This window comes from Streptomyces sp. NPDC060184 (assembly GCF_042728795.1).
GTDB lineage: Bacteria > Actinomycetota > Actinomycetes > Streptomycetales > Streptomycetaceae > Streptomyces.
The window spans coordinates 82,585-105,995 of record NZ_JBHWYX010000019.1; the positions used below are offsets into that span (position 1 = coordinate 82,585).

The following is a 23,411-nucleotide window of genomic DNA, read 5'->3' on the forward strand; positions in this document are numbered from 1 at the left end:
CCGGGGCGCCCCTCGGCGCGTACGCCAGGTGGAGGCGGGACGTCGGGCGGGTCAGTCGTCGATGCCGCTGCCGCCCTTGCGTGAACCGGTCCGGGCGTCGATCCCGGCGTCGACGGTCTCCGCCCCGGCGGCCTCCGCCGCCGCCTGCCTCCGGCTCGCGATCAGGCTGGTGATGGTGGTGATCACCAGGACGCCGCAGATGACGGAGAGCGAGAGCGGGACCGAGATCTCCGGGACGTGCAGGCCCGACTCGTGCAGCGCGTGCAGCACCAGCTTGACGCCGATGAAGCCGAGGATCACCGAGAGCCCGTAGCTGAGGTGGACCAGCTTCTTCAGCAGGCCGCCGATGAGGAAGTACAGCTGGCGCAGGCCCATCAGCGCGAACGCGTTGGCCGTGAAGACGATGTACGGGTCCTGGGTCAGGCCGAAGATCGCGGGGATGGAGTCGAGGGCGAACAGCACGTCGGTGGTGCCGATCGCGAGCATGACGACCATCAGCGGGGTCATGACGCGCTTGCCGTTGTTCCGGATGAACAGCTTGGTGCCGTGGTATCGGTCGGCGACACCGAAACGGTGCTCGATGGACTTCAGGAGCCGGTTCTCCTCGAACTCGTCCTCCTCCTCACCGGCCCGCGCCTCCTGGATCAGCTTCCACGCCGTGTAGATCAGGAACGCGCCGAAGATGTAGAAGACCCAGGAGAAGTTGGCGATGACGGCCGCGCCTGCCGCGATGAAGACCGTACGGAGCACCAGGGCGATCAGCACACCGACCAGCAGCACCCGCTGCTGGAGCTGGGAGGGCACCGAGAACTTCGCCATGATCAGGACGAAGACGAAGAGGTTGTCGACGCTCAGCGATTTCTCGGTGATGAAGCCGGCGAAGAACTCGCCTGCCGACTGGCTGTTGCCGAAGGCCAGCAGGCCCAGGCCGAAGAGGGCCGCCAGCGTGATCCAGACGACCGTCCAGATCCCGGCTTCCTTGGTCGACACGTCGTGGGGCTTGCGCCCGATGAAGAAGTCGACGGAGATGAGGGCGGCCAGACCGAGAATGGTCAGCACCCAGAGGGTCCATGAAACGTCCACTGCGCCTCCGGCAGTTCGCTACGGCTACTGATCAGCGTCGTCGCTGCCGGAGGTCTCTTCCACCCGGGCGCACGGAATGTGCGCCGGGCCGACGCCCCGGGACCGGTCACGGTCCGTACTGACGGGAACGCCACGTGTGGGAATACTCCCCTCCGTCCATGAAACGGTACAGGCAGACCCAAGAAAAGGTAAAGAGGATGGCAAAGAAGAATCAAAAGCCCCTGGTTCCCACGGTCCTACTGCGTTAGCGCCGACCGCCGGGCCCGTTCCGCGTACGCCGGACGGAGCGCCGCCCACAGCCCCGCTCCGGCGTCGCGGTGCTTACCCGTCCCGTGGTCCGCGCGCGTCAGCGGCCCCGGGCCCGACGCGCCTCGGCCACCGCGGCCAGCACCTCGTCCAGAACCCCGCTGCCCTGCGGGATGCGAGGGGGTTCGTACGTCCACACGTGCCGCACCCAGGGATCGGCGAGGTGGTCCCCGGCGAGCGGGGTGAGCCGGAGGAGCCCCCGCCAGAACGGCGCGAGGACCGGTCCGTACGCGGACGCCTCCTCCTGGTCCGCGACCAGCAGCAGGTGCACCCCGACGGAGGGGCCCTCCTCGGCGAGGTAGCGCAGCCGGGTGATCGCCCGGTCGTCGAAGCCGTGGGGGAAGTCGTGGACGACGAGCAGCTGTCCGGCGGGGTCGAGGTCGGGCGGCAGCGCGTCGGCGGCACCCGCCCGCACCGCCATCTGAACCAGGTCGACACGTCGGGTGAGGCGGTCGAGGACGGCGTCGACCCCGGCGGCCCCCGCCACCGGCGGCCCGGCGAGCACACCGGCGCGGAGCAGCGGTGCGAGGGCGGCGGCACCGGTCCCCGCCGGGTCGACGACCCGGAGCGACATCTCCCCCGCCGGGTACGCGGCGAGCAGCCGTACGGCGTGGGCTACGGCGCTCTCCAGCGCGAGGCGCTTGCGCTCCGTGCCGTCCAGCAGCAGACCGGCCCCCGAATCGCTCCGCCCCGCGTCGATCCACAGCCCGCGCTCCAGCGGGAGCCGGACCAGCAGCGGGATGCGCAGCTCCGGGCACTCGGGCAGATGGACGTCACCGAGCCGCAGAGCCCAGGGCTGTCCGGCCGGGGCCCGGTGGGCGTGCCAGACGGGGCTGTCCCAGTCGGCGCAGGCTGCCGGGAGCGCGGGCTCCACCACCTCGGACTCGGCCACCAGCTGGGCGAGATCCCGGTCGAGCACCTCCCGGGCGCGGGCGACCAGCTCGTCGTGTTTCGCGCGGGCCTCCTCGCGCGCGGCGTCGCCCGCCCCGCCGATGCGGTTGCGCGGGTCGGACAGGGCGCGGTCGAGTTCGGCCTCCAGCCGCGTCCCGGCGAAGTCGACGGCTCCCCGGAAGGCCGCGACACTGCGGGCCAGGTCCTCGAACATGCCCCAGACCTGGTTGTGGAGCCGCTCGTCCAGGGTGTGGCCGGCGGCGTCCCCGGCCACCGGCGCGGCGGGCCCGGACCGCTCGGCGGACGCGTCAGAGGGGGCGGTCGGGGACCCGGAGGGCGGAGCGGACGCGGAGAGCGGGCCGGACGCGGAAGGCGCGGCAGCCGGGGTGGTCCGGCGGCGCGGGTGCGCGTAGTCGATGCGGCCACCGGGCGGGACCACCGCCGGCTCCGCCTCCGCACCGGCCCGCTGCCCCGCACCGGTCTCGTTGGCGGCGTGCGGGTCGGCGGGTCCGGCCTGGGCGGGGACGAGGGGGCCTTCGGCCGACTCCTGGATCGCGGCGGCCAGCGCCTCCGCCCCGGTCAGCCCCTGGTCGGCGAGCATGCCCGCGAGCCCGGAGGCGTACCCCTGGCCCACGGCGCGCACCTTCCAGGCGTCGGCACGACGGTAGAACTCCAGGGCGCTGACGGCGGTCTCGGTGTCGAGCCCGGTGAGGGTGAAATCGGCGATCCCGGTGCCCCCGGGCCCGTGGACGGCGACGAAGGGGGCGGCGACCGCGCCGAAACCGACGGAGATGCCGGGTGTCCGGGGAAGCGCCAGAAGGACGGTGACCCGGTACACCTCCCCGGGCAGGGCGTCGAGGTCGAGAGCGAGCCGGTGCTCGGCGGCGGCGCGCCGGGGCACCTCGATGCCGGGCCGCCGGGGCTCCCCCGGGTGGACGACCCAGGCGGCGCCCCGGACGGTGCCCCGCTCGTCGGCGAGGGTGGCTCCGGCCACGACGGGCGAGCCCGCCGACACCCGGACCTCCAGACGGGTGGAGGGCAGCGGGTGGTTCTGCCCCCGGACGAGTTCGGCCGTCATTGCCCTGTCCCCTTGCTGCGTGACCATGTCGGTGCGTGAGCGTGCGTACGTGAACGTGTCAGTGCGAGTGAGCGTGCGTAGGTGGACGCGTTGATGCGTGAACGTGCCGGTGCGTGAGCGTGCGTACGTCGACGTGCCGGCGTACGGACGCGTGTGCGCGGGCAAGTGCGGTTGAGAGTGTGCGCGGGCGTGCGCGTGTGCCCTGCCGGGATGCGGCCCCGGGGTACGCGCAACTCCCGGCGGCGGGAGCCTCCGGGAGTTGACCGGGCCCCTGGGCCCGTGGGCACTGTCCTCTCCCGCCGGGGCCTGCCCCGCCGCCGCGCGCGGCGGCGGGAGGACGGGCTCTTTGGCGGGTGGCGGTCAGAGGTGCGGCAGGATCGCGGGCATCAGGTCCTGGAAGGTGCGGCCGTTGGCCGGGTTGCCGAGGGCCGTCATCTGCCATCCGGCGCCGACCCGGTGCACCTTCGCCATGATCTGGGCGGTGTACTGGCCGCCGCCGTCGAGCGTGTAACGGGCCAGTTCCTGGCCGTTGGTCTCGTCGACGATGCGGCAGAACGCGTTCTGCACTTCCTGGAACGTCTGCCCGGTGAAGCTGTTCACCGTGAAGACGATCTGGTCGATGTGGACCGGCACCCTCGCCAGGTCCACCAGGATCGCCTCGTCGTCGCCGCCCGCTCCGGCGCCGCCGACGAGGTTGTCACCGGTGTGCTTGACCGAGCCGTCGTCGCTCACGAGGTGGCGGAAGAACACCACGTCCACCGGCTGCTTGTCGGCGAACAGGACCGCCGAGGCGTCCAGGTCGATCTCCCGCGTGCGCGATCCGAAGAGGCCCCGGCGCGCCGCGGCCTTCCAGCCGAGCCCCATCCGCACCGCGGTCAGGGTTCCCCCGTCCTGCTTCTGCAGGCTGATCGCCTGCCCCTTGGTCATGTTGACCGTCACGCGCTGTCCCCTCTCCGCGTCGTACTCCGCAACCGTCCGTATGCGGTTTCCCCGCACCCTACGCATCACGCCCCTGCCAAAAGCCGGTCCGGTGCGTTCTGTGTCGTTCTTGCAACACGGCGGGGCCGCCGGTCCGCACATCAGGCGATACCGGCCTCCTTCATCTGCCGCAGCTCCTTCTTCAGCTCGCCCACCTCGTCGCGCAGACGTGCGGCGACCTCGAACTGGAGGTCGGCGGCGGCGGCCCGCATCCGCTCGGTCATCTCCTCGATGATCCCGGAGAGTTCCTCGGCGGGCCGGTCACTGGTCAGCGCGCCCTTGGCACGGGCCTTCCCGGAGTCCGCCTTGGCCTCCCCCGCCTTGCTCGCCTTGCCGCCGAGCGACGGCACCGGGGCCTTGGCGCCCTTGGTCTGCCGGTACCCGGTCCCGAGGAGCTGCTCGGTGTCGACCTCCTCACGGGCGATGGAGGCGACGATGTCGTTGATCTTCTTGCGCAGCGGCTGGGGGTCGATGCCGCGCTCGGTGTTGTACGCGATCTGCTTCTCGCGGCGCCGGTTGGTCTCGTCGATGGCCTGCGCCATGGCGGGCGTGACCTTGTCCGCGTACATGTGGACCTGGCCGGAGACGTTGCGCGCCGCACGTCCGATGGTCTGGATGAGCGAGGTCGCGGAGCGCAGGAACCCCTGTTTGTCGGCGTCGAGGATCGCGACCAGCGAGACCTCGGGGAGGTCGAGCCCCTCCCGCAGGAGGTTGATGCCGACCAGGACGTCGTACTCGCCGGAGCGCAGTTCGCGCAGCAGCTCGATGCGGCGCAGGGTGTCGACGTCGCTGTGGAGGTACCGGACCTGGATGCCGAGTTCCAGGAAGTAGTCGGTGAGGTCCTCGGACATCTTCTTGGTGAGGGTGGTGACGAGAACCCGCTCGTCGCGTTCGGTGCGGGTGCGGATCTCGTGCACCAGGTCGTCGATCTGGCCCTCGGTGGGCTTGACGACGATCTCCGGGTCGACCAGCCCGGTGGGCCGGATGATCTGCTCGACGAAGCCGTCGCCGCGCGAGAGCTCGTAGTTCCCCGGGGTGGCGGAGAGGTAGACGGTCTGGCCGATCCGCTCCTGGAACTCCTCCCACTTCAGGGGGCGGTTGTCCAGGGCGGACGGCAGCCGGAAGCCGTGGTCGACGAGGGTCCGCTTGCGGGAGGCGTCGCCCTCGTACATCGCGCCGATCTGCGGCACCGTGACGTGGGACTCGTCCAGCACCAGCAGGAAGTCCTCGGGGAAGTAGTCGAGGAGGGTGTTCGGGGCGGTGCCGGGCGAGCGGCCGTCGAAGTGCATCGAGTAGTTCTCGACGCCGGAACAGGTGCCGATCTGGCGGAGCATCTCGATGTCGTACGTGGTGCGCATGCGGAGCCGCTGGGCCTCCAGCATCTTGCCCTGCTTCTCCATGGTGGCCAGCCGCTCCTCCAGCTCCTGCTCGATGCCGGTGATCGCCTTCTCCATGCGCTCGGGACCGGCGACGTAGTGGGTGGCGGGGAAGACGTGCAGCGAGGAGTCCTCGCTGATCACTTCGCCGGTGAGCGGGTGGAGGGTGGAGAGCGCCTCGATCTCGTCGCCGAACATCTCGATGCGCACGGCGAGCTCCTCGTACACCGGGAAGATCTCGATCGTGTCGCCGCGCACCCGGAAGGTGCCGCGGGTGAACGCGAGGTCGTTGCGGGTGTACTGGATCTCGACGAACCGGCGCAGCAGCTGGTCGCGGTCGATCTCGTCGCCGACCTTGAGCTGGATCATGCGGTCGACGTACTCCTGCGGGGTACCGAGGCCGTAGATGCAGGAGACGGAGGCGACGACGACGACGTCCCGCCGGGTGAGCAGGGAGTTCGTCGCGGAGTGGCGCAGCCGCTCGACCTCCTCGTTGATCGAGGAGTCCTTCTCGATGTAGGTGTCCGACTGCGGGACGTACGCCTCGGGCTGGTAGTAGTCGTAGTACGAGACGAAGTACTCGACGGCGTTGTTGGGCAGCAGTTCGCGGAACTCGTTGGCCAGCTGCGCCGCCAGCGTCTTGTTGGGCGCCATGACGAGGGTCGGCCGCTGGAGCTTCTCGATCATCCAGGCGGTGGTCGCCGATTTGCCGGTGCCGGTCGCGCCGAGCAGGACGACATCCTTCTCACCTGCTCTGACGCGCTTGTCGAGCTCGGCGATGGCCGTCGGCTGGTCACCGCTGGGCTGGTAGGGGCTGACGACCTCGAAAGGTGCCACCGAGCGTTCGATCTTCGAAACGGGCCGCATGCATCCACCGTACGACCCACCACTGACAACGGCTGTGACAACGGCTGCGGATCAGGGTCGGCGGGGCCTGCGGGCGCTGTCGAACGCGGGCTCGGCGGTGGTGTCGCCGCGGCGCTGGACCGGGATGCCGCGCCGGTCCGCGCCGGTCCGGCGGGAGGCGGCGTCCCGTGCGGGGCCGCCTCCCACGATCAGCGGGTCGAACAGCACGATCACCCCCGCGAGCAGCAGGAAGGCCAGCGGCCCGACGAGGAGCGGTACGAGGATCGAGCCGATCGGTTCGCTCCCGGACCCGTCGGAGGCGCCCGGGACCAGGTGGACGCGGAGGGCCGCCATGCCGGTGTAGTGCATCCCGCTCACGGCGGCCCCCATGACGACGGCGGCACCCAGGCTCGGCAGGAGGCCGTGGAGGGAGACGGCCGCCCAGAGCGCGGCGACGGCGGCGACCACGGCGATGACGACGGAGAGGGCCACGGTGGCCGTCGAGTACGCGAACCGGCCGTGGAAGGCGATGGCCGCCATGCCCAGGTAGTGCATGGAGGCCACCCCCAGGCCGGTGATGGTGCCGCCGGTGACCAGGGCCAGCGGCGTCGCGCCCCGGTACCCCACGATGAAGATGCCGATGCCGACCATGACGATCGCCACGGCGAGGCTCGCGTACATCAGCGTCCGGTCGTACGTGATCGGGACCTCGTCGATGCGGAAGCCCATCATCGCGATGAAGTGCATCGTCCAGATCCCGGAGCCGATGGACGTGGCGCCGAGGGCGAGCCATCCGGCCCGGTAGGGGCGGCCGGCCCGGTCCGGCCCGGGGGCACCGACGGACCGGGCGGTGCAGCGCAGTCCCAGCGCGGCACCGAGGCAGGCCATGAGGAAGGCCGCGACGGGAGTCACGAGGCCGTAGGAGAAGCCGTCGACTGTGCCCTGCATGCTGGATACGCCCTTCACGAAAACGCGGTGCTGGTGGTGCTCTGCCGGTCGGCGGGCGGGCCGGGGCCCGTGGCTCCCGCCGACCGAGGGGAGGCCGCCGGTCGCTCCCGGACGGGTGCCGCTCCTCGGTCGAAGGACCGGGGCACGCGGTCCCCGGCGGCGGCTCCGGGAGGCCCGGAGTCCGCCGGGACCCGGGAACCCCGGCAAGCGAACACAAGGGCGGCATTTTATCGCCCGTGAACTGGGGCGGAAGCGAAAAGGCCGCCCATGATCCGGTCCTCACGACTTCTCCCCCGGGTGAGGGTGACCGTCACAATCCTGCGACTCCATACGCACCACGACGCGTGTTCTCCGGGCCCCCGGAGGCCCGCGCGTGCGGGGGGGGCCGCACCTGTCGGAACCCGGGTGCCGGCATCGATGTCAGTGGGGGGCACTACCGTTGCCGGTATGACGAACGGCGCCCTCCGGGTGGAGTGGTCGGTGGTGGCGAGCCCCATCGGGCCCCTGATGCTCGCCACCACCGGCGCCGGCCTGGTCTCGGTGACCTTCCACGCGCACCCTCCGGTGCGTGAGCGGACCCTGGCGATGCTGCGGGACAGGCTCGGCGCGGAGCCGGTGGAGGGCGGCGGTTCGGCCGCACCGGCCGCCGCGGGGCGCCTGCTCGACGCCTATTTCGACGGCACCCTGCGGGCGTTCCACCTGCCGTTGGACTGGTCGTTGACCTCGGGTTTCCACCGCCGGGTCCTCCAGGAGCTCGCCACCGGCGTCCCGTACGGCTCCGTCGTCGGTTACGGCGACCTGGCGGCCAGGGTGGGCCGGCCGGACGGGGCGCAGGCGGTCGGGGCGGCCATGGGGGCCAATCCGCTGCCGATCGTGGTGCCCTGCCACCGGGTGGTGGAGAGCGGCGGCGGGCTCGGCGGGTTCGGCGGCGGGCTGGAGACGAAGCGGCGACTGCTGGAGCTGGAGGGCGTACTGCCCCAGCCGTTGTTCTGACCCTGCCCCGCCGTTGTCCCGGCACCGCCCCCGCCCCTGTTCGGGCTGCTCACGCCCCTGTTCCCGGCACTGCCCCGCAGGGTGCTTCACTCCCGTGCTCGGAGCCCCGTCCACGCCGGGTGGCGGGGGTCGTCGGCCCGGACGACGGCGTCGGCGCGGTCGGCGGGGGCGGTCTCCTCCTCGTACCGCGCGAAGGCGGGCAGGGTCCACAGGGCCTGCTCGTCCGTGTGCCGCCGCAACGCGCCCGGCGAGAGCCGCAGATGGACCGAGAGATCGAACGGGTACCACTGCCCCAGCAGCAGCGGCCCGTGCAGCAGCAGCACTCCGCCCTCGGGCAGCTCGTGGTACGGGCTGCGGGTGGCCCGGTCGGTGACCGGGTCCCACAGGTCCGGCAGGACCCGTCCGCCGCCTCCTGGTTCCAGCGGCCCGAAGACCTCGCGCCAGAGCGCCCCGGTGTCGAACCACCCCTGGGCGTACGAGTCGGGGTCCCGTCTGCCGTACTCGTACCGCAGGCTCGCCGGGCGCAGGAACCCCTCGGTGGACACGACGAGTACGGCGCGTCCGCGCAGGCGCAGAAACTGGGCGAGGCGTTCGGCCAGCGGGCCGGTGCCGGCGGCGGGGGCGCCGTCGACGCCGATCCTGAGCCAGGGGCCGCCGCCGTCCGGGCTCAGACCGTCCGCGTGCGCGGCGAGGGCCTCGGCCAGCCGGTCCCAGGTGATCGCTTCGAATCGCACCCGCCCATCATCCACCGGGCCGCTCGCCCCTGGACCGGCGGCCGGTCGGGCGCCGTGCCGGGCGTCGCTGCCCCGGCCGCGGCCCTCCGGACACCACCTGACAAGGCTCTCTACCGGCCTTCGCGCAACTCCGTGGCGAGCGGGCTCTCGCCGTACACCTCGATCCGACCGTCCTTCACCGCCTGCGCGAAGCCGGTCTCCTCCCGACCCATGGCCAGGCAGAGTTCGGCGTCCAGCACGATGCGGGCGTCGGCGCGGGGGGCCGGGCCGTAGCCGTAGACCTCCTCGCCGGGCGGCACGGGGCCCGTACGTACGTGGAACTCACCTTCGTCCAGATGCACTTCGACCACGCCGGAGTGGGCCGTCGCCGCCAGGGAGCGGCGCAGCGGGAGGGCGAACCAGTGGGCGCGGACCGCGTCGGTGGGACGGCGTTCGTCCAGGGCGGGCGCGCCCCACTGGGCGAGGGCGGTGAGGACCGGGAGCAGTTCCCTGCCCCGGGTGGTGAGTTCGTAGACCGAGGCGGCGGCCGGGGGCGGCAGCTTGCGGCGGAGGGCGAGGCCGCTCTGTTCCATGTCCTTGAGGCGGGAGGCGAGGACGTCCGTGCTGACGCCCGGCAGGTCCGCGTGCAGATCGGTGTAGCGACGCGGTCCGGCCAGCAGTTCACGGACGATCAGCAGGGTCCACCGGTCCCCGACGGAGTCCAGGGCTCGGGCGGTGGCGCAGAACTGGTCGTAACTGCGTCGGCGTACGGGGCGTGCTGCTGGCTGCTGCTGACGTGGCATGGGACGCAGTCTAGACATGTTGTTGGACTTTCCAAGGTCGGGCTTGGTAAAACCAAGTATCGCAATCGGCAGGGGAGGAACCGCATGGAGTTCCGGCAGTCCAGCAAGCTCGACGAGGTCTGTTACGAGATCCGCGGCCCGGTCATCGAGCAGGCGAACGCGCTGGAGGAGGCGGGCCACAGCGTGCTCCGCCTCAACACCGGCAACCCCGCGCTGTTCGGCTTCGAGGCGCCCGAGGAGATCGTCCAGGACATGATCCGGATGCTCCCCCAGGCGCACGGCTACACCGATTCGCGCGGCATCCTCTCCGCCCGCCGCGCGGTCGCCCAGCGCTACCAGGCGATGGGCCTGCCGGACGTCGACGTGGACGACATCTTCCTCGGCAACGGTGTCTCCGAGCTGATCTCCATGGCCGTCCAGGCATTCCTGGAGGACGGCGACGAGGTGCTCGTGCCGAGCCCCGACTACCCGCTCTGGACGGCGGTGATCACCCTCGCCGGGGGCAAGGCGGTCCACTACACCTGCGACGAACAGGCGGACTGGAACCCGGACCTCGCCGACATGGCGTCGAAGATCACCGACCGCACCAGGGCCGTGGTGATCATCAACCCCAACAACCCCACCGGCGCGGTCTATTCGAAGGAGACCCTGGAGGGCATCCTCGACCTGGCCCGGCGGCACGGACTGCTGGTCTACGCCGACGAGATCTACGACCAGATCCTCTACGACGACGCCGTGCACCACCCGGTCGCCTCCCTCGCCCCGGACCTGCTCACCCTCACCTTCAGCGGGCTGTCGAAGACGTACCGGGTCGCCGGCTTCCGCTCGGGGTGGCTGGTGGTCTCCGGTCCGCAGCAGCACGCACGCGGCTACCTCGAAGGTCTCAACACCCTGGCCTCCATGCGGCTGTGCGCCAACGCCCCCGCGCAGTACGCGATCCAGGCCGCGCTCGGCGGCCGGCAGACCATCCGGGAACTCGTCGCCCCGGGCGGCAGGCTGCACGAACAGCGCGACCGCGCCTGGCAGAAGCTGAACGAGATCCCCGGGGTGTCCTGCGTGAAGCCGAAGGGGGCGCTCTACGCGTTTCCCCGGATCGACCCGAAGGTGCACGCCATCGTCGACGACGAGCGTTTCGTGCTCGATCTGCTGCTGCGGGAGAAGATCCAGGTGGTGCAGGGCACCGGTTTCAACTGGCCCCGGCCCGACCACTTCCGCATCCTGACGCTGCCGCACGCCGACGATCTCGACGCGGCGATCAGCCGGATCGGGCGCTTCCTGGAGGGGTACCGGCAGTGAGCCGGGGGCGGTGCGCGGGCTCTTCCCTCCTCGGGCAGGAGGCCAGGCGGAACGTCGGGCAGGGCGCCAGGCAGGACGGACCCTTCGCACCAGCCCCCTGAGCGGGATGTCGGCGAGCCAGAACCAGATGGCCGCGAAGGGGTGCCAGGCGAAGGCGAGCGGGACGGAGACGGCGAAGACCAGCGCCCGCGCCCCTGGACGGCGTCCCGGAAGCCGGCGTCGTCCAGGCCCCGGGCACCCGGATGTCGAGCACCAACAGGAGCGGGCCCGGAGGCGTAGCCGGCCTCCGGGCCCTGTGGATGCCGCCTTGGTCGCACACCGGCACGTTTAAGGACCAGGGTCAGTCATGATGTCGTCGCGTCCTGCCTTTGGACCACCGCAGATCGAGCTCTGCGGGCCAGATTCGAACTGGCATTTCGACGTCGCTGGGCCCTGGCCCGGTCGATCCGGCGATCGACGGCCCATGCTGAGTCTGGAGCAAGAGTCTGAGATTGATCGCGGTCTGCCTCTGCCTCTTGGGCTACTCCGGCGGGAGTCGGTGCGTACCGGCTCCGCCCCGCCGTCGGGCGGGGACAGGAGCCGGGAGTGCCGGAGGGAGGAGTCGAACCTCCACTGGAACCGCGTCCGTCACGACAAGCCTCAGTTTCAGCTTGCGCTCCTCGCGCACCCCGGCCGCGGTCGTCCGTAGCCGGGGAATTCGTGGTCGGTCACCCGAAGAGGTAACCGAAGACCGCATCACCCACCCGCTGGTCGCTGGCCTCGGTCGCGTTGGCCTCCTCACGGGCGTACTTCACGGCCTGCTGGAGCTTCTCCACCCGCTCCGTCAGCTCCCGCACCCGGCGGGCGGGGAGGGCGCCGGAGAACTTGACCGTCGTCCAGTAACCGATCGGCACGTCCTCGTAGTAGACCTCGACCTGGGCCGGGTGCTTCTCGGTGGCCTCCGCCTTCACGTGGTTGCGGGGCACCTTCTTCGTGCGGAGGGTGCGTACCGGCTCGGTCTTCCACGCGTCCGTCGAGGGGTCCTGCGCCCACGCCTCGGAGGCGTCCAGCACCGGGAGCTTGCGGACGAAGGTGCCGATGTCGGTGAGCTGCTTCTCGAGGAAGAGGAGGTAGGAGACGGGGGCGTCCGCGACGAGCACCCGGCCGTCGACGGTGACGTCCGCGCGGGCCGCGCAGTTCGCCCAGTCCTTGGTGGCGGTCACGTCGAAGAGACGGGTCAGGGCGGTGGCGGTGTCCCGCAGCACGTCCTCGGCTTTGACCTGCACCAGCGTCGACTCCGGCGGCAGCTGCTCACCCTCCTCGTCCTTCGGCTGGTAGGTACGGGAGAGGCCGGCCAGCAACCCGGGCTTCTGGAGGCCGTGATGGGCCGCCGTCAGGTCCTGGTGGGCCTTGGACTTGACGCCCTTCTCGACTGCGATGATCTGATTGAGTTTCGCCACGCCACGGAAGTTAGCACCGGCAACAGGCGCGTCTCCAAGGGTTTTCCGCCCGATGGCCGCCACGTCCGTCCCGCGGATTCGGTCAGCGGCCGAGCAGTGCCAGCAGGACGCCCACCGGGTCGGTGCCCGGCATGCCGCGGGGCCACCAGTCCTCGCTGCCGGGGTCGGCTTCGTAGCCGTACCAGAGGTTGTCCCGGCCGAAGCGGAGCTGGAGCCTGCCACCGGGGTGGGTGAGCTGGTTGCGCCGGGGCTGGAAGCGGGGGAAGTCGGCTGCTGCCAGGGCCGGGCGGGCCCGGTCGAAGGGACCGGCCGGCGGGTCCCAGGGGGTCTCCAGCACGGCGAGACCCTCCGCGCCGCCCTGCCGCCAGGCGGCCACGGCGCGGGCGAGGTCGGTGGTGTTGCGGCCGGTGGCGTAGGCGAGTTCGCGGTAGAGGGCCCGGCTGGTGGCGGTGAGCCCCGCGGTGGGTCCGGCGGCGGCCAGCCGCACGGCGTCCTGCCAGGCGCTCAGCCCGGCGATCGGATCGCAGCCGGTGGTGAGGATCGCGTGGGCGCGGGCCGCCGCGTCGGTGGCCAACTGGTCCAGCGCCAACGGATCGCGGGCGCCCGGCAGTTCGGGGTAGACCGGCGGCCTGCCGGGGAGGGCGGGTACGGGCGGCGGGGGCGGCAGCGGCGGCAGGTAGCGCTCGGCGAACGCCTCCCTGGCGGGCACGGAGGGAGCTTCGGGGACCTCGGGGCGCTCACGGGCGGCGTGCTCGGCGTTGCGCCGGGCGAGTTCGTCCAGGAGTTCGCGCTCACCGCGTCCGCGCAGGAGCAGCAGCACGAAGGGATCGGTGTCCAGCAGGCGGGCCGTCTGGTAGCAGAGCGCCGCGACGTGCTTGCAGGGCAGCGCCCGGTCGGGGCAGGAGCAGGTCGGGTCGAGGTCGTCGACGGCCGGCAGCAGCCGGACCCCGGCCCCGTCCGCCGTGTCGACCAGGGCGTGCGGCATGGTCCTGGCCAGCAGTGCGGAGAAGTGCCCGGGGCGGGCGGCGACGGCGTCCAGCAGGGTGTCCCAGCCGCTCTCGGTGAAGACCCGGAGACGGATCTCCGCGCGGTAGGGGCGGGGTCTGCTGCCGTGCACGTACGCGACGACCCGGCCGGGCGTGACGGTGATCGCGGCGACGTGACCGGAGTCCGCGTACGCGCGGCCCCGGGCGAGCCGCCCCTCGTCCAGCGAGAGCCCTTCCAGCGCGTCCACCCAGGCGCGGCCCCACCAGCTGTCCGCGAAGGGCTCTCCCTCGGCGGACCTGCGCGCGGGCACGGCCTCGAACGTACGGCGCAGGCCGTCCGGGCCGGGCCGCGCGGCGGGCGCCCGGCTGCCGCCCTGCACCGCGGGCGTACGGACACCGAGGGAGCGGGCGGCACCAGGGGTACGGGCGCCGGGGGTACGGGCGCCGGGGTCGGGGCTCACGCGGGCCTCCGGAGCGCGACGAGGTCGGCGAGGTCGCGGTCGCTGAGCTCGGTCAGCGCGCTCTCGCCGCTGTCGCCGAGCACGGCGTCGGCGAGGGCGCGCTTGGACTCCAGCAGCTCCCCGATGCGGTCCTCGACCGTGCCCTCGGCGATCAGGCGGTGCACCTGCACGGGCTGCGTCTGGCCGATGCGGTACGCGCGGTCGGTGGCCTGCTCCTCGACCGCCGGGTTCCACCAGCGGTCGTAGTGCACGACGTGGGCGGCGCGGGTGAGGTTGAGGCCGGTCCCGGCCGCCTTCAGGGAGAGCAGGAAGACGGGGACCTCGCCCCGCTGGAAGCGGTCCACCATGCGTTCGCGCTCGGCCACCGGGGTACCGCCGTGCAGCAACTGCGAGGGGACGGCGCGGGCTTCGAGGTGGGCGGAGAGCAGCCGGGCCATCGAGACGTACTGCGTGAAGATCAGCACGGAGCCGTCCTCGGCCAGGATGGTGTCGAGCAGTTCGTCGAGGAGGGCGAGCTTGCCGGAGCGGCCGTCCAGGCGCGGGGCGGTCTCCTTCAGATACTGGGCCGGGTGGTTGCAGATCTGCTTGAGGGAACCGAGGAGCTTCATGATCAGGCCGCGTCGGGCCATCCCCTCCGAGGCCTCGATCCGCGCCATCGTCTCGCGGACCGCCGCCTCGTAGAGCGTGGCCTGCTCCCGGGTGAGGGAGACGGGGTGGTCGGTCTCCGTCTTGGGCGGGAGTTCGGGGGCGATCCCGGGGTCCGACTTCTTGCGGCGCAGCAGGAAGGGGCGGACCAGCCGGGCGAGGCGTTCGACGGCCTCGTCGTTGCCCAGCCCCGCCGCGGTGCCGGTGTTCTCGGCGGCGCGCGCGTGCCGGGAGCGGAACGCCTTGAGGGAGCCGAGCAGCCCCGGGGTGGTCCAGTCGAGCAGGGCCCACAGCTCGGAGAGGTTGTTCTCCACCGGGGTGCCGGTCAGCGCGACGCGGGCGGGGGCGGGGATGGTGCGCAGCGCCCTGGCCGTGGAGGAGTGCGGGTTCTTGACGTGCTGCGCCTCGTCGGCGACGACCAGGCCCCAGCCGTGTGCGGCGAGCTGCTCCGCGCCGGAGCGCATCGTGCCGTAGGTCGTCAGCACGAATCCGGCCTCCTCGCCGGGGAGGGTGCGGTCCGTGCCGTGGAAGCGGCGGACCGGCACCCCGGGGGCGAAGCGGTTGATCTCGCGGTGCCAGTTGCCGAGCAGGGAGGCGGGGCAGACCACCAGGGTGGGCGCCGGGTGGGCGCGGTGGAGGTGGAGCGCGATCACGGTGATCGTCTTGCCGAGGCCCATGTCGTCGGCGAGGCAGCCGCCGAGGCCCAGCGAGACCATCCGGTCCAGCCAGGTCAGTCCGCGCAGCTGGTAGTCGCGGAGCGTGGCGTGCAGGCCGGGCGGCGGCGGGAGGACGGTGTCCTCGTCGAGGATGCGGGCGCGGAGGGCGGCGAGGGCGCCGGTCGGTACGGCCTCCACCTGCGCGCCGTCGAGCTCGGCGCTGCCGGTGAGCGCGACGGCGAGGGCCTCGACGGGTTGGAGCAGCCCCAGCTCCCGCTTGCGCGCCTTGCGGACGAGGCCGGGATCGACGACCACCCACTGGTCGCGCAGCCGCACCACCGGCCGGTGCGATTCGGCGAGGCGGTCCATCTCGGCCTCGGTCAGCGGTTCGTCGCCGAGGGAGAGCTGCCAGTCGAAGGCGAAGAGGCGCTCGGCGTCGAAGAAGGAGGTGCCGTCGGTGGCCGAGCCCGGGGCGGGGCGGACGACGGCGGAGGCGGTGAGCGAGCGGGCGAGCTCGCGCGGCCAGTGGAGGCTGACGCCTAGGTCCGCGAGGCGCGCCCCGGCCGCGCCGAGCAGTTCGTACAGCTCGTCCTCGGTGAGGGCGAGGACGTCGGGGACGGGCTGGTCGAGCAGGCGCTCCAGCGGTGCCCACGCCCGGGCGGCCCGACGCAGCGCGAGCACGGTGTCGACCCGGGAGCGCGGCCCGAACGGCTCGCCCGCGGTGCCGTCCCAGAGGGCCGCGGCGTCGGTGACCCGGGTGGGGTCGGCGAGGCTGTGCACCTGGACGACGGCCGCGGCGGCGTGCCGTACGGCGGGGTCGTCCGGGCCGCCGGACAGCCCCTCGGGGGCATGGCTGTCCGAACTGTCGAAGAGTTCGAAGGCCGACAGGTCGAGCCGGAGGGAGATCCGCACACCGGCGTCCAGCCCGGCGGCGACCTCCACCGCCCAGGCCGCGACGCCGGGCAGGTGCTGTGCCTCACGGGCGGCGAACGGCGCGCCCGAGGCGAAGGCCGCGGCGGGGGTCCGGGGCAGGGTGTCGGCGACCGCGTCCAGGAAGGCGCCGACGAGGAACTCGGGGTCGGCGAGGCGCAGCGGGGTCGTGTCGGGCAGCGGGACGGCGTAGCCCTCGGGCGGCAGGGCCGCGGCGACGGCCCGCAGGTGGGCCACGTCCGTGGCGTCGCGCGGGCCGGCCCGCCAGGCGTCGTGGTCGTCGGGGGTGAGCCCGGGAAGCAACCGCCCGCGTGCCACCAGGCTCAGGGCGTGCAGAGCCGCCGCTCCCCAGCAGCGGGTGGACGGGTGCGCGGAGGGCAGGTGCCGGGCTCCGGCGAGCAGCGTCACCGCGTCCGTGACCGGCAGCAGGAGGGCGGGCACCTGACGGCGCCGGACCCCTCGCGTGCCGTGCGCTCGGACCACGGTGATCTCCGCGACGACGGGGCCGTCACCGCCGCGGGGCTCCGCTGGGGCGGCCTCTCGCCCCTTCCCCTCCCCGTCCCCGTCCGAGCGATCCGGGAGGTCCGGGTAGCCCAGGAGGCCTGGGTGGTCCAGGTGGTCCGCCGGGTCCCAGCCGCCGTCCTCCGGGTCCCAGAAGGCGATCCGGCCGTCCCTCGGCAGGGCGGCGGGCAGGAAGACGGCGGCACGCCGCAGCAGGCGGCCCGTCTCCGTGTCGGACAGGTCCCGCACCGCCATACCGGCCACCCCCCTCCCGCTCTCGTCCGGGCGCGTCCGCGCCCCGTCCCGATGTCACCGCCGGTGTCGTTCCCGGCTCCGACGAGTCTAGGCGGGCGGTCTGACAGAGCTAGCCATACACAACATCAGGGCAGGTCAGAGGGGGTACGCGGGCGCGAGGGCGGGCCGAAGGCCACGCGGGCACCGAGATCCGGGCGGCCCCACCCGGTCGTACACAGGGTGAGACCGCCCGGACCCCGGTTCCGGGCGGTCCCGGTTCTGAGCAGTCTCGGTTCGGAGCAGTCTCGGTTCGGGATGGTCTCGGTTCGGAGCAGTCGCGGTTCGGAGCAGTCTCGGTTCGAAGCAATCTCCGGTTCGGGGCGGTACCTCGCCGGTCCGGCCGTCACGCCGACCGGTCTCAGTGCCGGGCGAGCCGGTCGGTCTCCGTGCGGGTGTGCCGGTCGGATTCAGTGCCGGGTGAGCCGGTCGGACTCAGTGCCGGGTGAGCCGGTCCGGGCGGGGCTGGGCACCGGCGTCGGCGGGCGGCGCCGGTCGCGGGCGGGCGGCGGACCGGGGCGGGGGCGAGGGGCGCGGCCGGGCGCCCGGGGCCTGCTGGGTGCCCGCGCCGGGACCGCGCGCCGGAACGGGCTGCCGCCCGTTCGCGGCGGCGGCCGGTGCGCGCCCCGCCGTCGGCTGCGCGCCGGAGGCAGGGGGACCGGTGGGAGCGGCAGGCTGCGCACTCGAGGCGACAGGAGCCGACGACTGCGTGCCGGAGGTGGCGGAACGCGGTTGCCCGTCGCCCGCCTGCGGCTGCTGGGCCCGTTCGAGGAACCGGAGGAGTTCCACCGGGAAGGGGAGCACGAGCGTGGAGTTCTTCTCCGCCGCGACCGCGACCACGGTCTGCAGCAGTCGCAGCTGGAGCGCCGCGGGCTGTGCGGACATCTGGCCCGCGGCCTCCGCGAGCTTCTTCGACGCCTGGAGTTCGGCGTCGGCGTTGATGACACGGGCGCGGCGCTCACGGTCGGCTTCGGCCTGCCGGGCCATGGAGCGTTTCATCGTCTCCGGCAGGGACACGTCCTTGATCTCGACCCGGTCGATCTGCACACCCCAGCCGACGGCCGGGCTGTCGATCATCAGCTCCAGACCCTCGTTGAGCTTCTCGCGGTTGGACAGCAGGTCGTCCAGGTCGCTCTTGCCGATGATCGAACGGAGCGAGGTCTGCGCCATCTGCGAGACCGCGAAGCGGTAGTCCTCGACCTGGATGACCGCGCTCGCCGCGTCGATCACCTTGAAGTAGATGACGGCGTCCACCCGCACCGTCACGTTGTCCCGGGTGATCCCGTCCTGGGCGGGGACCGGCATCGTGACGATCTGCAGATTGACCTTACGGAGCCGGTCCACTCCGGGCACGATCATGGTGAGTCCGGGTCCCCTGATCTCGTTGCGGAGCCGGCCGAGCCGGAGCACCACCCCTCGCTCGTACTGCCTGACGACGCGGACCCCCGCGACTGCGAACAGACCGCAGACGGCGAGCAACCCGACGATCGCGATCACTAGCACCTGGACCATGACGGCCCCCTGCCACTGGCACGGCACACAACGGCACCGGGGCGGAACCGTTGCCTATTAACACGTTATGCCCTTTTCGCACCCCGATGGAACCCCGGACGCTCCCGGATGTCGCCCGGTCGGCTCTCTCCGGGTGCCGGGAGGCGCGGGAGCGGGCAGCGTGGCATGCGCCCGTACGGAACCTCCGTACGGCGTCCGCCGGACCGGCACCTTCGCGCCGGTCCCGTACCACCCTGACGATCCGGACGAGCAGACGAGGACCCGCCCATGTCCGTGACAGCGACGCTCCACCGCCGACTCCGCCGTCCCCGCGCCGCAGCGGGAGCCGTTCTGCTGGCCCTCACCGCGCTGGGCGCCTCGGGCTGTTCGGGTCTCGGCCGCACGGCGGTCGGGCCGGTCACCTACACCACCGAACGCGACATCGAGGTCAGGGAGAACAGCCCGCTGGTACGGGGCTGCCACCCGCTGCCCGGGGGCGCGAAGGCGGTCGACAACAACACCCTCATCGACATGGTTCTCTACCGCTCCCGCGACTGCACCGGCGAGGGCAGCACCTATCTGTCCACCCGGCTCACCGACGTGGACGCCCCGAGCACCCCCGTCTGGCGCAGCTACACCCTCGTGCACTGATACGTCCTCGCGCACGGGTACCCCCTCGCGCACGGGAACACCCTCGTGCACCGAGCACCACCCGGTCGTCAGTTCCCGGGGTAGCGGTCCGCCGGCCAGTCGACCGGCCCTTCGGACTGGCGGGAGAGGTCGTCGGCGATCCGGGTGATCAGGGTCAGCCCCTCGGTACGCACCAGCCAGTCCGCGGGCAGCGCGGCGTCCCCGTGCAGCGCGCCGAGCAGATTGCCGCAGACCGAGCCGGTGGAGTCGCTGTCCCCGGAGTGGTTGACGGAGAGCAGCAGCGCCGCCGCCACGTCCTCGGGGCCCGGCAGGGCCAGCGCGCAGTACACGGCGACGGCGAGGGCCTCCTCGGCGACCCATCCGGCGCCGATCGACTCGACGCCCTCGGCGGTCGGGGCGCCTTCGGCGGCGCGGTCGACGGCGGCGCGCAAGGCCGCCGTCGTCTCCTCGTGGCCCGGGTGGCGTGCGGTCAGCTCCATCGCTCGCAGCACCGCACCCGGCATCGACTCGCCTGCCAGGAGGTACGCGACGATCGCGGCGAACGCCCCCGCCGCCAGCGCTCCGGTCGGATGGCCGTGGGTGATCTTCGCGCAGTGGGCGGCGAGCGCGAACGCGTCCGCCGGGGACTGTCCGGTCAGCCCGAAGGGGGCGGACCTCATCACGGTGCCGCAGCCCTTGGAGCCGGAGTTGACCGGCCCGGGCGCGCCGGGGGCGGCCCTCTCGTCCGGGACGTACCCGGCGGCGAGGCCGGTCAGGCAGGCATTGCCGGGGGCCCGGCGCGCGTAGAGCAGTTGCTGCCGGCGCAGCCATCCGGTGCGCACCGTGTCGTCACCGCCGCGGGCGGGCGGCGACGGGTGGTTCTGGGTGTCGAGCCAGCGGAGATAGGCCGTGCGCACCGCTCCCACGCGTCCGGCGGGACCTCCGCCGTTCGCCGCGCGGATCAGCCCCTCCACGGTGAAGAGGGTCATCTGGGTGTCGTCCGTGATGCGTCCGGTCACCCCCTCGGAGTCCGGCACGAGACCGCTCACACCGCGCGGCCCGTGGGCCCGCCGGATGCCGGCCAGCGAGAGGAATTCCACCGGGTTGCCCAGGGCGTCGCCGAGGGCACCGCCCAGCAGACATCCCCGCACCCGCGCCCTGCGGACCGCACTCCCGATACCCGACACGAACGTCCCCCTCCGGTGTTCCGCGCGCACGACGACACGATGTGCCGTACCCAGAGCGTGTACGACGGCGTTCCGCGCGTACGAGGCGGCACGGGTCCATGCTGGACATGAGGTGATACGACATGCGTACCGGCAGTGAACCCGTGACCGCGCGCAGTCCGCTGCGCATGCGGCTCTGGCTGAGTCTATGGGGCGTCGCCTGGACCCTGTTCGGGGTGGTCGCGTTCTCGCTCGCCGACCGTCCGGGCTGGGCCGCGGCCTGCGGCGTACTGCTGGCGGTGACCGCCGCGGACTTCGCGGTGATCCTCCACCGGATGCACCAGGGCTCCCGTTTCCAGCCGGGCAGGGACGTCCCGCCGTTCGAACCCGACCACGGCGACGGGCGGACGCGCCGCCCGTGGACGAAGACTCCGTGACCGCCGGGGCCCCGCTCCCGGGCCGGGGGTAGGGCTCAGTCCTGGCTGCCGACACCGGCCTTGTCGCCGACACCGGCTTTTGGGCCCAGGGCTCAGTCGCGGCTGTCGGAGCGCGGGCTCAGTCCCGGTTGTCGAAGCGCGCGGCCGTCAGGTACTCGGGGTTCGGGTCGAGGGCCGCGGCGAGCCGGAAGTGGCGGGTGGCCTGCTCCGGCCGCCCGGCCCGCTGGAAGGTGCGGGCCAGCGCGAAGTGGGCGAAGGCGTTGTCCGGCTCACGCTCCAGGACCAGCTCGAACTCCAGCTCGGCCGGGCGGAGTTGTGCCGCAGCGAAGAAGGCCCTGGCGCGCAGCAGCCGGGCGGCGGTGTTCTCCGGGTGGGCGGCGATCACCGAGTCGAGGAGCTTCACCGCACCCTGGGGGTCGCGCGCGGCCAGCAGTTGCTCGGCGGCACGGAAGTCGATCACATGGGTTTCCGGGTTCCGTTCGGGCACGGTCGGATCCTTCCCTTCGCTCGGGCGTTTGCAACGTCGGGCGGGGCCACGCTATTCCGCGCGCCCCGCCGCTCCAGGTCCCGCGCCCGGCCGGACGCCGGGTCGATCCAGTGCGCCGGGCCGCCGATCCGCGTACCGCACCACCGATCCACATGCCGGGCCGCCGATCCGTATGCCGGACCGATCCGCACGCCGGACCGATGATCCGCGTGCGGCTATTCCGTCGGCCCCTCGGGGCCAATGTCCGCCCGCCGGGACAGCTCGTCCCACACCTCGCGCACCTGCGGTTCCAGATCCTGGAGGGGGCCGTCGTTGTCCACGACGAGATCGGCGACGGCGAGCCGCTCCTCGCGGGTGGCCTGGGCCGCCATCCGGGCCCGTGCGTCGGCCTCCGTCATGCCGCGCAGCCGGACGAGCCGGTCGAGCTGGGTGGCGGGGGTGGCGTCGACGACGACGACCAGGTCGTAGAAGGGGGCGAGGCCGTTCTCGGTGAGCAGCGGGACGTCGTTGACGACGACGGACCCGGGACCCGCGGCACGCTCCAGTTCGGCGGTCCGGTCGCGGACCAGGGGGTGCACGATCGCGTTGAGGGCGGCGAGCCGGTCGCTGTCGCCGAAGACGACGGCGCCGAGGGCGGGCCGGTTCAGGCTGCCGTCCCCGTGGAGCACGTCGGCTCCGAACTCCCGTACGACGGCGGCCAGTCCGGGTGTTCCGGGAGCGACGACCTCGCGGGCGAGGCGGTCGGCGTCGATCAGTACCGCTCCGTACGAGACGAGCAGCCGGGACACTTCGCTCTTGCCGGCACCGATGCCGCCGGTCAGGCCCACTTTCAGCATGGGCGGCAGCCTACGGGGCCTGGTGGGCCCGCGTCCCACCCGGTGGCGGCTGTCCGGCGCACCGGGCGGCGTGCCGGACAGCCGCCGTCAGGCGTCGCCCTCGCGCTCGGCGAGGAAGCGCTCGAATTCGAGGCCGATCTCCTCGGCCGACGGCAGGTCCACCGGTTCGGCGACGAGGTTGCCGCGGGTCTCGGAGCCCGCGATCGCGTCGTACTGGTGCTCAAGGCCCTCGACGAGCGCGACGAGTTCTTCGTCGCCCTCGCCGATCTGCCGGTCGATCTCGGTCTGGGTGCGGTGCGCGGCGGTACGCAGGGAGTGCGCGACGGTGGGCAGCACCAGGCCGGTGGCGGCGGTGATCGCTTCGAGGCTGGTGAGCGCGGCGTCCGGGTAGGCGGAGCGGGCGACGTAGTGCGGCACGTGGGCGGCCACGCCGAGCACGTCGTGACCGGCCTCGGCCAGCCGGTACTCGACGAGAGCGGCGGCGGAACCGGGGACCTGCGCCTCGTCGAAGGGGGTGCTGTGGCCCGGCATCAGGTCGACGCGGTTCCCGTGCGGGGTGAGGCCGACCGGGCGGGTGTGCGGGACTCCCATCGGGATGCCGTGGACGGTCACCGAGAGCCGTACGCCGAGGCGTTCGACGATCTGCTCGACGGCGGCGGCGAACCGCTCCCACTCCACGTCCGGTTCGGGACCGGAGAGCAGGAGGAAGGGGGCTCCGGTGGCGTCCTGGACGACGCGGACGTCCAGCGTCGGGGTCTCGTACGCCGTCCAGCGGTCGCGCCGGAAGGTGAGCAGCGGGCGCCGGGCGCGGTAGTCCACGAGACGGTCGTGGTCGAAGCGGGCCACCACCTGGTGGGGCAGCGACTCCAGCAGTCCGTCGACGACCTGCTCGCCGGTCTCACCGGCGTCGATGTACCCGTCGAAGTGATAGAGCATGACCAGACCGGCCGACTCCTGGGCAAGCGCCATGTCGACGACGGCCAGCCCCTTCGGCTCCCATTCGTACAGACTCTGCGGATCAGGCACAGTTACCGCTCCTCCTCGTGTTCCTGAAGGAGAACGCCCCTGGGGGCACGGACATTCCCCGTCCGTGCCCCGTCATCGGGTGTTTTACGCGGGCGCGGGGGCGGGCGCCGGCGCGGGT

At 72.6% G+C, this 23,411-nt stretch carries 19 protein-coding genes and 1 pseudogene; 4 read left to right on the forward strand and 16 right to left on the reverse strand.

Annotation, left to right across the window (positions count from 1 at the left end):
* Positions 1-51: 51 nt before the first annotated feature.
* The 5 genes from ACFWEE_RS15300 to ACFWEE_RS15320 form a co-directional block, all read right to left on the reverse strand.
* Positions 52-1,083 carry a TerC family protein gene (locus ACFWEE_RS15300; protein WP_386889329.1) on the reverse strand — a complete coding sequence of 344 codons (1,032 nt, stop codon included), beginning with the start codon at positions 1,081-1,083 and terminating at the stop codon, positions 52-54.
* Positions 1,084-1,429: 346 nt separating this feature from the next.
* Entirely contained in the window at positions 1,430-3,358 is a 1,929-nt protein-coding gene (locus tag ACFWEE_RS15305; protein WP_386889331.1) for a TerD family protein, read from the reverse strand.
* 360 nt (positions 3,359-3,718) lie between these two features.
* A complete protein-coding gene (locus ACFWEE_RS15310; RefSeq protein WP_386889332.1) occupies positions 3,719-4,297 on the reverse strand; it encodes a TerD family protein in 579 nt (192 codons plus the stop codon).
* A 140-nt stretch (positions 4,298-4,437) separates the two neighbouring features.
* On the reverse strand, positions 4,438-6,579 hold the full coding sequence (uvrB, locus tag ACFWEE_RS15315) for an excinuclease ABC subunit UvrB (protein WP_386889333.1): 2,142 nt from the start codon (positions 6,577-6,579) through the stop codon (positions 4,438-4,440).
* Positions 6,580-6,630: 51 nt separating this feature from the next.
* Complete coding sequence (locus tag ACFWEE_RS15320) at positions 6,631-7,506, reverse strand: MHYT domain-containing protein (protein ID WP_386889335.1); 876 nt, start codon at positions 7,504-7,506, stop codon at positions 6,631-6,633.
* Between the two features lie 447 nt (positions 7,507-7,953).
* Between ACFWEE_RS15320 and ACFWEE_RS15325 the strand changes: the two genes are divergently transcribed.
* Complete coding sequence (locus ACFWEE_RS15325; RefSeq protein WP_386889336.1) at positions 7,954-8,499, forward strand: methylated-DNA--[protein]-cysteine S-methyltransferase; 546 nt, start codon at positions 7,954-7,956, stop codon at positions 8,497-8,499.
* A gap of 86 nt (positions 8,500-8,585) precedes the next feature.
* Here the strand turns inward: ACFWEE_RS15325 and ACFWEE_RS15330 are convergent, their stop codons facing one another.
* On the reverse strand, positions 8,586-9,233 hold the full coding sequence (locus ACFWEE_RS15330) for a uridine kinase (protein WP_386889338.1): 648 nt from the start codon (positions 9,231-9,233) through the stop codon (positions 8,586-8,588).
* A 110-nt stretch (positions 9,234-9,343) separates the two neighbouring features.
* Positions 9,344-10,015 (reverse strand): winged helix-turn-helix transcriptional regulator, encoded by a 672-nt coding sequence (locus tag ACFWEE_RS15335; protein WP_386889340.1) that lies wholly within the window; start codon positions 10,013-10,015, stop codon positions 9,344-9,346.
* An 84-nt stretch (positions 10,016-10,099) separates the two neighbouring features.
* Between ACFWEE_RS15335 and ACFWEE_RS15340 the strand changes: the two genes are divergently transcribed.
* A complete protein-coding gene (locus ACFWEE_RS15340) occupies positions 10,100-11,311 on the forward strand; it encodes a pyridoxal phosphate-dependent aminotransferase (RefSeq protein WP_386889342.1) in 1,212 nt (403 codons plus the stop codon).
* Positions 11,312-11,897: 586 nt separating this feature from the next.
* On the opposite strand, the pseudogene ACFWEE_RS15345 reads toward ACFWEE_RS15340, so the two are convergent.
* The 5 genes and pseudogenes from ACFWEE_RS15345 to ACFWEE_RS15365 all read right to left on the reverse strand — a co-directional run bounded on the left by ACFWEE_RS15345 (position 11,898) and on the right by ACFWEE_RS15365 (position 18,732).
* A pseudogene (locus ACFWEE_RS15345) lies at positions 11,898-11,984 on the reverse strand.
* 34 nt (positions 11,985-12,018) lie between these two features.
* Complete coding sequence (locus tag ACFWEE_RS15350; RefSeq protein WP_386889344.1) at positions 12,019-12,750, reverse strand: hypothetical protein; 732 nt, start codon at positions 12,748-12,750, stop codon at positions 12,019-12,021.
* 82 nt (positions 12,751-12,832) lie between these two features.
* Complete coding sequence (locus ACFWEE_RS15355) at positions 12,833-14,116, reverse strand: SWIM zinc finger family protein (RefSeq protein ID WP_386889378.1); 1,284 nt, start codon at positions 14,114-14,116, stop codon at positions 12,833-12,835.
* Positions 14,117-14,193: 77 nt separating this feature from the next.
* Entirely contained in the window at positions 14,194-17,184 is a 2,991-nt protein-coding gene (locus ACFWEE_RS15360; protein WP_386889346.1) for a DEAD/DEAH box helicase, read from the reverse strand.
* Positions 17,185-17,655: 471 nt separating this feature from the next.
* Positions 17,656-18,732 carry a slipin family protein gene (locus tag ACFWEE_RS15365; RefSeq protein WP_386889348.1) on the reverse strand — a complete coding sequence of 359 codons (1,077 nt, stop codon included), beginning with the start codon at positions 18,730-18,732 and terminating at the stop codon, positions 17,656-17,658.
* A gap of 267 nt (positions 18,733-18,999) precedes the next feature.
* Between ACFWEE_RS15365 and ACFWEE_RS15370 the strand changes: the two genes are divergently transcribed.
* Positions 19,000-19,362 (forward strand): hypothetical protein, encoded by a 363-nt coding sequence (locus tag ACFWEE_RS15370; RefSeq protein WP_386889350.1) that lies wholly within the window; start codon positions 19,000-19,002, stop codon positions 19,360-19,362.
* Between the two features lie 68 nt (positions 19,363-19,430).
* On the opposite strand, the gene ACFWEE_RS15375 is transcribed toward ACFWEE_RS15370, so the two are convergent.
* Positions 19,431-20,528 (reverse strand): ADP-ribosylglycohydrolase family protein, encoded by a 1,098-nt coding sequence (locus tag ACFWEE_RS15375; RefSeq protein ID WP_386889351.1) that lies wholly within the window; start codon positions 20,526-20,528, stop codon positions 19,431-19,433.
* Positions 20,529-20,650: 122 nt separating this feature from the next.
* On the opposite strand from ACFWEE_RS15375, the gene ACFWEE_RS15380 reads away from it, so the two are divergent.
* Positions 20,651-20,944 (forward strand): DUF6343 family protein, encoded by a 294-nt coding sequence (locus ACFWEE_RS15380; RefSeq protein ID WP_386889352.1) that lies wholly within the window; start codon positions 20,651-20,653, stop codon positions 20,942-20,944.
* Between the two features lie 118 nt (positions 20,945-21,062).
* Here the strand turns inward: ACFWEE_RS15380 and ACFWEE_RS15385 are convergent, their stop codons facing one another.
* From ACFWEE_RS15385 to ACFWEE_RS15395, 3 genes are all read right to left on the reverse strand, one after another.
* Entirely contained in the window at positions 21,063-21,431 is a 369-nt protein-coding gene (locus ACFWEE_RS15385) for a tetratricopeptide repeat protein (RefSeq protein WP_386889353.1), read from the reverse strand.
* Positions 21,432-21,646: 215 nt separating this feature from the next.
* Positions 21,647-22,267, reverse strand: a complete 621-nt coding sequence (gene coaE, locus ACFWEE_RS15390) for a dephospho-CoA kinase (RefSeq protein WP_386889354.1) — start codon at positions 22,265-22,267, stop codon at positions 21,647-21,649.
* A gap of 87 nt (positions 22,268-22,354) precedes the next feature.
* A complete protein-coding gene (locus ACFWEE_RS15395; protein ID WP_386889356.1) occupies positions 22,355-23,293 on the reverse strand; it encodes a PAC2 family protein in 939 nt (312 codons plus the stop codon).
* Positions 23,294-23,411: the final 118 nt, after the last annotated feature.